This window comes from Lactiplantibacillus sp. 7.2.4 (assembly GCF_018991185.1).
In the GTDB taxonomy this organism is placed as follows: Bacteria; Bacillota; Bacilli; order Lactobacillales; family Lactobacillaceae; genus Lactiplantibacillus; species Lactiplantibacillus pentosus.
This window is the reverse complement of the sequence record NZ_JAGYGS010000034.1, coordinates 24,052-33,457: the sequence shown is the minus strand read 5'-3', so window position 1 is coordinate 33,457 and position 9,406 is coordinate 24,052. Positions and strand designations below refer to the sequence as shown.

Annotated in this window: 7 protein-coding genes and 2 pseudogenes; 5 read left to right on the top strand and 4 right to left on the bottom strand. The window is 46.3% G+C overall.

Annotated features, from left to right (window positions below; genetic code table 11):
• Positions 1-532: 532 nt before the first annotated feature.
• Positions 533-795, top strand: a pseudogene (locus tag KGF70_RS17305) (IS1182 family transposase); the annotation flags it as partial.
• 112 nt (positions 796-907) lie between these two features.
• On the opposite strand, the gene KGF70_RS10925 reads toward KGF70_RS17305, so the two are convergent.
• On the bottom strand, positions 908-1,507 hold the full coding sequence (locus KGF70_RS10925; protein ID WP_088770698.1) for a TetR/AcrR family transcriptional regulator: 600 nt from the start codon (positions 1,505-1,507) through the stop codon (positions 908-910).
• A gap of 117 nt (positions 1,508-1,624) precedes the next feature.
• Here KGF70_RS10925 and KGF70_RS10920 point away from each other — a divergent pair, with 117 nt between their 5' ends.
• Positions 1,625-3,097, top strand: coding sequence for an MDR family MFS transporter (locus KGF70_RS10920; protein ID WP_216768721.1), 1,473 nt, complete (start codon positions 1,625-1,627; stop codon positions 3,095-3,097).
• Between the two features lie 112 nt (positions 3,098-3,209).
• Positions 3,210-4,163 (top strand): annotated as a pseudogene (locus KGF70_RS10915) (aldo/keto reductase family oxidoreductase).
• A 453-nt stretch (positions 4,164-4,616) separates the two neighbouring features.
• On the opposite strand, the gene KGF70_RS10910 reads toward KGF70_RS10915, so the two are convergent.
• Positions 4,617-5,657: an aldehyde reductase gene (locus tag KGF70_RS10910; protein ID WP_216768719.1), complete on the bottom strand. Its 1,041-nt coding sequence runs from the start codon at positions 5,655-5,657 to the stop codon at positions 4,617-4,619.
• A 122-nt stretch (positions 5,658-5,779) separates the two neighbouring features.
• Between KGF70_RS10910 and KGF70_RS10905 the strand changes: the two genes are divergently transcribed.
• Entirely contained in the window at positions 5,780-6,352 is a 573-nt protein-coding gene (locus KGF70_RS10905) for a TetR/AcrR family transcriptional regulator (protein WP_105961368.1), read from the top strand.
• Positions 6,353-6,673: 321 nt separating this feature from the next.
• Here KGF70_RS10905 and KGF70_RS10900 read toward each other — a convergent pair whose 3' ends face one another.
• On the bottom strand, positions 6,674-7,402 hold the full coding sequence (locus tag KGF70_RS10900; RefSeq protein ID WP_101872842.1) for an SDR family oxidoreductase: 729 nt from the start codon (positions 7,400-7,402) through the stop codon (positions 6,674-6,676).
• 133 nt (positions 7,403-7,535) lie between these two features.
• On the opposite strand from KGF70_RS10900, the gene KGF70_RS10895 reads away from it, so the two are divergent.
• Positions 7,536-7,901 (top strand): helix-turn-helix domain-containing protein, encoded by a 366-nt coding sequence (locus KGF70_RS10895; RefSeq protein ID WP_050339773.1) that lies wholly within the window; start codon positions 7,536-7,538, stop codon positions 7,899-7,901.
• 1,136 nt (positions 7,902-9,037) lie between these two features.
• Here the strand turns inward: KGF70_RS10895 and KGF70_RS10890 are convergent.
• Entirely contained in the window at positions 9,038-9,322 is a 285-nt protein-coding gene (locus KGF70_RS10890) for a DUF1905 domain-containing protein (RefSeq protein WP_088770706.1), read from the bottom strand.
• Positions 9,323-9,406 lie beyond the last annotated feature (84 nt).

Sequence of the window (9,406 nt, the reverse complement as noted above, 5' to 3'; positions counted from 1 at the left end):
ATGATAGCTTTCATTATTTGTGCTTTTTAGTCGGATAACAGGTCAACAGACGAGTGATTTTCAAAGGGAGAATAATGACTCGCGTGTAATAATAACGATGTAGATAGCTGACAGATGATTTATTAATATGACGGCATTATGCAGATTTGTGAGGCATTAGTTTTTGAGGGGGTCAAGATTGAAAAAAGTCTATTTACGATATCAAAACCAAATTAATGGTTTTATAGATGTCAATAAATTTATGTTGATATTTGACACTGTCTTATTGTTTGTCGTGAAGGGCGGTATTGATTGCTTTAACAAGCGACCATATGATTGGGTTAACTATTTAGCACAATTGATCCACTACTCCATAGGTACATTTGGCTTTTTTGGCATTATTCTAGTGATTGAATGTGTCCGGAGTAGGTCCAAATAACGGGGATGTAAACGAAATGTGCTTAAACAGCAGGTGATAACCAGAAACTTCCTTGGCGATTTGCGTACTCACAAAAAGGAGGGGGCTTAAGGCGAGGATGTTTGCCTTGCTTGCAGTTCAGAAACTGGTCAGCTCTATGTTCAAGGCAAGATTGATGTTGAACCAATTTTGGGTAAGTTGAATGTTTCTTTGCGGTTTAATCGTTTCTGGGTGCGTGGCTTCGAGCGAGCCATCGGAGAAGTCGAAATCGTCATAGCATTCAACATCATGAAACTGGTCGTACGGGGGCCAGCTAAAAATACAGACGTCAGCAAATAGGACGAGCAACCAAAATTTGGTTGCTCGTCCTATTTGCTTGTGTAGCCGCTGACTTATGACACAGCGTTTTGCCAAATAGTGGTTACAAGCATCGACTTGATGGACAAAGATGGAAAACTAAATCATCGTGGCAGGTGCGGTTGCGTCTGTTGTTGACACGTCTCAACCTGATTAGCCCAATACGTGATAATAGGCAGGAACTAATAAGTCGTCAATTAGAAATTTTAGCGTTGCATCCGTGATTGGTTCGTTGGTAAAAGCCCGATAACGAAGCCAATCGAAAGGCAATAATTTTAATTCAATTGGAAGTGTCCCCGCTTTTAGCTCACCGCGCTTTTGGGCCCGCTGACAGACACGATCGATGGCGTGCGCGTCGATGGCCTTAACGGATTCAAGTAGCGCCTGAACTTCAGGATTGCTTGGCTGGTCAACGTGTTGAAACCAAGTGATGACTGCCGCCTGATTGAATGTGTCGATGCTAACGATGTATCGCTTAAGAACTTGTGATAAGTCTTCGGTAAGTGTTGTTCCAGTTAATTCGAGTTCATCCAATCGACCATGATTTTCAGTAACGATTTGATCTTGAATGGCAGCGATAGCTAACTCCAGTGGTGAACGCCAGCGTCGATAGAGTACAGGTTTACTAGTACCCGCACGTTCAGCGATAGTAGCAAAACTAAGTTGTTCGATGCCATCTTTGCTTAAAATTTCGCGCGTAGCTTGAAAAATAGCTTTTTCCAATTCGGCCCCGCGACGACGCGTTTCTGTCATAAACTTACTCCTTTCGTCAATAAGAAACTAAAAGTTTCTTATTGACTTTTTCTTTATACAGCGTATTATACCAGTTATGCAAATAAGATACTTCAAGTTTCTTAAATAGGAGGAAATATGAAAAATAAAATTTCGAAGTCAACAATGACGATCGCATGGGTCGTCGTGTTCGGTGCAATGGCACCATTATTGGATTCGACGATGATCAACATCGCAATCAATGATTTAGTGAACAGTTTTGATACTAATGTGACCACTGTGCAGTGGGCGGTTACTGGCTACTTATTGGCAACCGGAGTCGCGGTACCATTTTCTAGCTGGCTGTTAGATAAATTTGATGGGAAGGCCGTTTTTATGGCTGGTGAGGTCTTATTTGGCCTGGGATCGATTTTTGCCGCGATGGCGCCAAGTATTCAATTGTTAATTCTGGCGCGTCTCATACAAGGCTTTGCCGGCGGACTGATTATGCCGTTATTGACAACGTTACTTGTGCAGACAGCAGGTGCAGCGGTTATGGGCCAAATGATGGCAACAGTTGGCTTACCGATGATTCTTGGACCACTGGTTGGGCCAGTCATTGGTGGCATTATCATTAAAGTGACTTCGTGGCATTGGATTTTTTGGATTAATGTTCCAATTGTCATCCTTTCGTTGGTCTTAATCGTCTGGAAAATGCCGCACTACCCAGCTCAAAATCGTCAAGCAAAAATGGACTTCATCGGTATTCTATTGTTGATCGTCGCGTCTAGTGCAATCATCTATAGTTTGGTGAATATTGCGCACACGACTAGCTTCGACAACCAAACGAGCCTTGAAATGCTTGCACTTGGGATAGCTGCTTTGATTGGCTATGTTGGTTGGGCGGCCTGGAAAAAGGGACGAGCGGTTGTTCCGCTGCAACTGTTTGCTTTTAAGTCATTTATTGGCTCTGGGCTAGGATTATTTGTTGCCGGCACTGTTTTGAATGGTGCGATGTTACTCTTGCCACTTTATTTTCAAAATGTGCGTGGTATGAGTGTGGTGATGGCTGCTTTGGCACTGGTTCCCCAGGGGTTAGGGATGTTAGTATCTCGGACGCTGACCGGTAAGTTGACTGATCAAATTGGGGCGAAGTACGTGGTGTTAGTTAGTGTCATTATTACTTGTATTGGGACATTGCCGTTTTATTGGTTTGGACAACATACCGCTTACTGGATCATGGGAGTCGTGTTGTTTATTCGTGGCATTGGCGCTGGTGGAATTTTGATGCCGTTAATGGCGGATGCGTACACGGGCATGCAGCCAAAGCAAGTACCCGCAGCGACGATTGGGACTCGTATTATCCAGAATATCGGTAGCGCGTTTGGCTCGGCCTTGATTACAACGATCGTAACGCAGTATTTAACGCATCAAGTCGCTATATTCAAGCAGCACCTGAATTCCGGTGCCTACCACGTGAATGCGACTCACCTACAAGCATTTACGGCGACCCATTTAGCGGCGATTCGGTTGGCTGGCTATCAACAGGGATTCCTCGTGATTGCTGTCGCAGCGCTAGTCATTATTTTACCGACGCTACTGTTAACGAACAAACTAAGGACAGAAAAATAGCCGGCCACTCACAAATTTAAAATTCACACTTGACTTATAGCTGACTCTAACGACTATATTAGTCTCGTTGGCAGATGTTTTAATATAATTCATCGAAAGGGAGACGAAATTTATGAAAACAATTCAAATTGGCGCGAGTCAGCTCAAAGCGTCCGCAGTTGCGTTAGGAATCATGCGGATGGTGCGGTTGGACCCCAGTGCAGCGGCAAATGTCTTGGCGCAAGTTCACGACCGGGGTATTAACTATATTGATTCCGCGGATATTTATGGTAATGGTGATTCGGAGCGAATCTTCTGACAGGCGTTAAAGCAATCAGGTTTGAAGCGAGAAGACTTCTTCATTCAATCCAAGGGTGGCATCGTCCTGGACCCGAAGAAGAGCGCCGGCGAATTAGTCTTTGGGCAACGGTATGATTTTTCAAAACAACATTTGATTGCGACGGTCGATAAAATCTTGCAACGGATGCAACTGGACTACCTCGATGCATTTCTATTGCACCGGCCAGACCCATTGATGGATCCCGCTGAAGTAGCCGCAGCGTTTGATGAATTGCAAGCTTCCGGTAAAGTACGTCACTTTGGGGTTTCCAACTTTAATCCCATGCAAGTCGAGATGTTACAGGCTGCGGTGAGTCAGAAGTTAATGATTAACCAACTACAATTTGGCGTGATGCACACGGGTCCCATTCAGTTTGGCCTGCACACCAACATGCAAGATGCGGCTAGCCTCAATCATGATGGGGAAATCATTGAATATTCGCGGCTGCATCACATGACGATTCAAGCTTGGTCGCCATATCAATACGGGATGTTTGCGGGGACCTTCATCGACAATCCGAAGTTTCCAGAACTGAACAAGAAATTACAAGCGTTAGCCGACCAATACGGTGTGACCAAGAATGCGATTGCGACGGCCTGGATCTTACGTCATCCAGCTAATATGCAAGTCATTTTAGGGTCAATGAATCCGCAACACCTTGATGAGAGTATCGCGGGAGCTGACGTCACATTGACACGCCAAGAATGGTACGACGTTTACTTTGCAGCGGGCAACGATTTGCCTTAATCATGATGTGAAACTGAAATAAAATCCCCATGTGGATAACTGGTTACTTTAGCAGTTATCCACATGGGGATTTTTGAATATCATTTTTATGGTCAATTGCATTGACAGCGGGAGTCGCGCTCAACTGGGGCCTATGTTTTACTACGACAAGCCTCAGCTGAATGATATTTAGCAATTCAAACTGAGTGTCGGTGAAAAGTTGAGTGCCGGCGCTTAATATGGCGTTCGTGCAGAGACAATGACGGTGCCTAATCTGGTGTTCGTGTAAAGCTGAGTGCCGGCGCTTGATCCGACGTTCGTGTAAAGTGGCGTGTTTACATCTAATCTAGTGGTTGCGTAAAATTGAGGACTCGCATCAAAGTTGATGTTTGTGCAATACATACGGCAGAGCGCCTAAGCCAGTGCTAGTCCAAAACAGGGTGCCGGCGTCTAATCTATCGCTGGTGCAATGGCTTAGTGTGGTGCCTTCACGATGCCCAAGTCAATCATGGATTGGGCAGTCGCGATAATAGATTCCGCAGCGGGGCGCGGATGCCAGTCTAGTAACGTTTGGGCTTTATGATTGCTGGTGCCCGCATATGTTCCCACTAGTGAAGCGACTATCCGTAAATCAGGACGAGCTTTAGCGGCAAGTTTAACGACGGCATTAGGGATCGTCTTGGTTGGCAGCTGACTAGCAAAGGCTGGCAGCGACTCACGTAAGATATTGGCGACATCTAACATCGATAGCGTTTCACCCGTCGTCGCGAGGAATCGCTCGCCGTTTGCCTGTGGTGCGGTCATCGCTAGCAAGTGTAGACTGGCGACATCTCGAACGTCGACGTAACCGGAATCAACGTTCGGCACGGCTTTCACTTGGCCTTCTAAGAATTGTTGAATCTGAATGTTAGAGTGCGAATATTTTGCGGACAGGACGGGACCCATGACGGCCACGGGGTTGACCGTCGTTAATTCCAAGCCACGCCCGTCATGCTGAATAAAGTCCCAAGCCGCTAATTCCGCCCGCGTTTTCGATTCTTGATAGGGGTGAATCTCTTTCCAGTCCAAGTTGGACCAGTCTTCTTCAGTGTACGGGGTCGTCCGATGCTTGTGACCGGCAAAAATGGCGCCGTATGCAGAGGTTAAGACGACTCGTTTGACACCGGCATCACGACTTGCGGCCAGCACCCGGCGCACGCCATCCACGGCTGGACGAATCATTTCAGCTTTGTTTTTGAAATTAAGTTTCGGTGTTGGTGAAGCGACGTCGATCGTGTAAGTGGCACCTGCCATGACTTCTGGCCAGTGGTCGTCGCTAGCGAGGTCCGCCACGACGATTTCAAGCGATGAGAAGTCGGTGATTCCACCGTTACGCAGCATTTCCTTGATGACTGGCGCCTTGTCCAGGGCGCGGACCGTGGTGCGAACGGCATAACCTTGTTGTAATAATTGACGAATAATGTGAATCGCGATAAAACCACTACCACCGGTGACGACGACTAATTGTTTTTGCATGAGAATGCCTCCAAATTTGTTTTTAACTGTTACACTTGTAACGTCTGTGCCAGTATCTTACAATGGACCCATATCGAATACAAGGTAATCACGGGCATCTGTGACAGAATGGAGGAATTGTTATGGCAGCGACCAATCACGCGCAAGCAATTAAAAAGGACTCACAAACGTATCTCACCACCGCTTTACTGCAATTGTTGCGAACTCACGATTTAGACACGATTACGGTGACGCAAGTTGTCAAACGTGCGGGTGTCAGTCGAATGGCTTTTTACCGCAACTTTTCAACACTTGCGGAGCTTTTGACAGCCTATTTCGCACCAGCGATTGCGGCTCGGTTTCAGGACGTCTTACAACACGTTCCCGCTGAACAGAAGCTGGTTGCGATGGGCCAATTTTTCAGTGATTTTGCACCAACGCTGCAGTTAGCGGCACAACGGGGCTTTGAAAGCATCATTCAACAATTATTTGATGACAACATGACCACTTTTTACCAAACGACGATGGCGGAGGCTGGCTTAACGGCCGTTCAATTGAAGTATTGGACTAAATTCATGAGTGCCGGCGTTTATGCGATTTGGCGAGAATGGCTACTGAATGGTCAAACGGAATCACTGACCACGATTCATGACTTGTTGGCAACGTTGCAGAACAGCACGATGGAGGCGTTGGTTAAGGCTGCTAAGGAGGCGTAGTACTTTGGACTGCGGATGAATGCGGTACGAAAAAACTGATTTTAAGCTGGCATTCTGATTTTGGCAGGACACAAATAATCACCTTGAGTCATTGATACACAACCGATCAAGGTGATTATAGTTAGTACGAGTTATAACAGGGACGGCCGCTGTTCACGTTAGCCGTGGCAAAGGGCCTGATTGGCTGTTAACAATGAGTGCCCGAACATTGACAGTGGTAACGCAATCTGGCCGATTGATGACCGTAAACCGTGCTGGTCAACTAGCCGTAGTAAAACCGGCTGACCAGAGCTGATTGCAGTAAATCTGCTAGTTGAAAGCTTAAGCGTCTTGAGCCGTAGCCGCAATATCAACTTCACGAATGTTGACATTTTGAGGCATGTCATACATGAACTTGACCGTTTCGGCGACGTGTTTGGGATTCAACGTCAAGCCACCCATGGATTTTTTCCAGGCTTCGTAATCTGATAATGCCGATTGGCTCGTGACGTGGGTCAGTAGTTCAGTTTCGGCAGCACCCGGTGCGACTAACATGACCCGCACGTTCTTGGGAGCATTTTCTTCACGCAAGGTTTCGGATAGGCCATGAACGCCGAACTTAGACGCAACGTAAGCGGCGTGGTTGACGAACGTCTTCTTACCAGCAAGGGATGACATGTTTAAAATCGTGCCGTGTTCCCGTTCGCGCATGTCATTCAGCACAATTTTAGTGCCGTTTAAAACGCCCATCACGTTGGTGTTCAGCATTGTTTGCCATTCTTGTGGGTCTTGATTCTGAACGTTACCAAGTAACATCAGCCCCGCATTGTTTACAAGTAAATCTGTCTTGCCGTATTTGGCTTCGGCACGCCGAATTGCAGCTTCAAACTGGTCATAATTAGTGACGTCGACCGTATCGATTAAGGTATTTTCAAAGTTGGCCGCCAAAGTAGCGAGCTTTTCACGCCGCCGACCTAACAGCAACATGGGGTAACCGTCCGCCGCAAATTGTTTCGCGATTTCGGCCCCAAAGCCTGAACTGGCACCAGTGATAACGACTAATGGTTTCATGAGTTGTAGCCTCCGTAATTTTGATTTTGTCTGTCTTTCAAATTTCAACGTTTTCAAGTATACTTGTCAGGATTAAGCCCCACAAGTACGCACTTTTAGGTAACTACCAATTTGTCAGATAGGAGTCTCAAAAATGGTCACTGAACCAGAAAACAAGCAGCCGCGCTACCGCAATGAGTTTGATGCGACGATGCAGATGATCCGCGGTAAGTGGAAGATCATGATTTTGTTTGAATTAGCAGAGACACACGTTAGTCGCTTTGCGGACTTGCAACACCACATTCAAGCGGTATCGCACAAAACGCTGGCTAGTCAGCTGAAGGAACTAGAGCGCGACGAGTTGATTAAACGCCATGATTTCGAAACGGCACAACCGCACGTCGAATATGAGCTGACGGATAAGGGCACCAGCCTGATTCCCATCTTGGACGCCATCTGTACCTGGGGCGACCAGCATGTCGATCCAGCACTGATTGAACGGTCCTTGTGTGATGAGTAGGGCGATGTTGATAAACGCAAGCAGTGTAGCTTCACCACAGCCACTAAAATACCGGTATTAGCAGTTGTTTTGCTAGTACCGGTATTTTTGGGCTTTCGTTACGTGTTGTGCTAGTTATTCTTTAGCCTTAAAGATGGTTAAATCATGACAAGTTGGCGTCTTGTTCGTCTGCCGATGCGCGCCTTTGTCCGACCTCCGGGGCTGGCGGACAACGCTGGAACAGGGCGGACATCGATTTGAACTCACGCAGAAACCCACTGCGCAATTTCAAATACGAGTCTTCTTCTAGCCCGGGAAACCCGCCCGGACAAGAAGAACTTCGCCCTTGAGCATTGTCCGCCAGCCCCTACAGTCGGGAACCCGCTCGAATGGCAGATGAACGGCCACCTATCTGGGTACAATTGACCACTGAATATTAAGTGACTGGTCCTTCAGGCGAACTTTTAATTTGAGTCAATAATGCTTAATCACTGAAAAAATCAGTTGAATTTCATTCGCAAGATTCAACGGACATTAGTCTTGAATTTAGTCGATAAGATTGCCTTCATTTATAACTTGAGACTTTGCTATCTCCAATGACTAGGGAAAGTTCTGAGAAATTCAGTGAAACTGCTGATTCGAAAAGCTAAAATATGGATTAGGAAACTTAGCTATCATTAGAAACTAGTCTGACAGTTGAATGTCAAAATGACCTTGGACTATGAATTAACGACTAATCTAACAAAAAGTTGAGTCCGCACATGTCTGCCTTTCGAACACCATCCCGGCTGGAAGGTATTCTGGGCAAGGCCCAGTGGTGAAATTTCACTTGGCAAGTGTTTTTGGCTTGGTTAGTGAAAGACCAGTATTTAAGACGTGGGTTGTCGGCTTAAATCTGTGTCCACCACGTTCCGGCCATTGCCCAGAATGCCTGGAAGCCGGCCTAGGACGTCGCCACAACAGCAAGTTTACGCTAAGTCGCACTTTTTCCAGCGGGTCTCAGCTGGTAGCACTTGAACTTAGAAATTGTCATGATTTAACCATGAATCATGACAAATTAACTAGCACAATGCGTAACTTTCGTTAAATGTGAATTTGATGAGGATGGCATCGAACCATCCAACTAATCGGTGTCCTGTATTAACTAATGAATCAGGTTAACTAATTGGATCGATTGTGACCATCACGGTATCGCCAATTTCCTTGTGCAGGGTCTGACGAATATCTTTGCGCATGCCGAGGATGTAGCAGATGCTGCCGTCGGGATTCTTTACGCCCATGTTGACGATTGACCCGTCGTAAGGCACGCCATCAAAGGTCGCATGGACTTTCAACCGGCCCTTGCCAAAGACGGCACGGAGATCAAATGGGCACGCCACGTAGGCACCACCCTTACCAATCGTGGCGGCTTGGATTTGGGCTTCAAAACGATAATCTGGCATGAAATGGACATTCCTTTAGTCGATTGAGATAAACAATAACTACCAATACAATTAGAATTCCTTTTTATTATAGAAGAGAACGGG

Excerpts from the sequence above, each read along its gene's own strand:
- KGF70_RS10895 (WP_050339773.1), top strand. The coding sequence starts at position 7,536 with ATGGTCACTGAACCAGAAAACAAGCAGCCGCGCTACCGCAATGAGTTT.
- KGF70_RS10890 (WP_088770706.1), bottom strand. The coding sequence starts at position 9,322 with ATGCCAGATTATCGTTTTGAAGCCCAAATCCAAGCCGCCACGATTGGT.
- KGF70_RS10900 (WP_101872842.1), bottom strand. The coding sequence starts at position 7,402 with ATGAAACCATTAGTCGTTATCACTGGTGCCAGTTCAGGCTTTGGGGCC.
- KGF70_RS10905 (WP_105961368.1), top strand. The coding sequence starts at position 5,780 with ATGGCAGCGACCAATCACGCGCAAGCAATTAAAAAGGACTCACAAACG.
- KGF70_RS10925 (WP_088770698.1), bottom strand. The coding sequence starts at position 1,507 with ATGACAGAAACGCGTCGTCGCGGGGCCGAATTGGAAAAAGCTATTTTT.
- KGF70_RS10910 (WP_216768719.1), bottom strand. The coding sequence starts at position 5,657 with ATGCAAAAACAATTAGTCGTCGTCACCGGTGGTAGTGGTTTTATCGCG.
- KGF70_RS10920 (WP_216768721.1), top strand. The coding sequence starts at position 1,625 with ATGAAAAATAAAATTTCGAAGTCAACAATGACGATCGCATGGGTCGTC.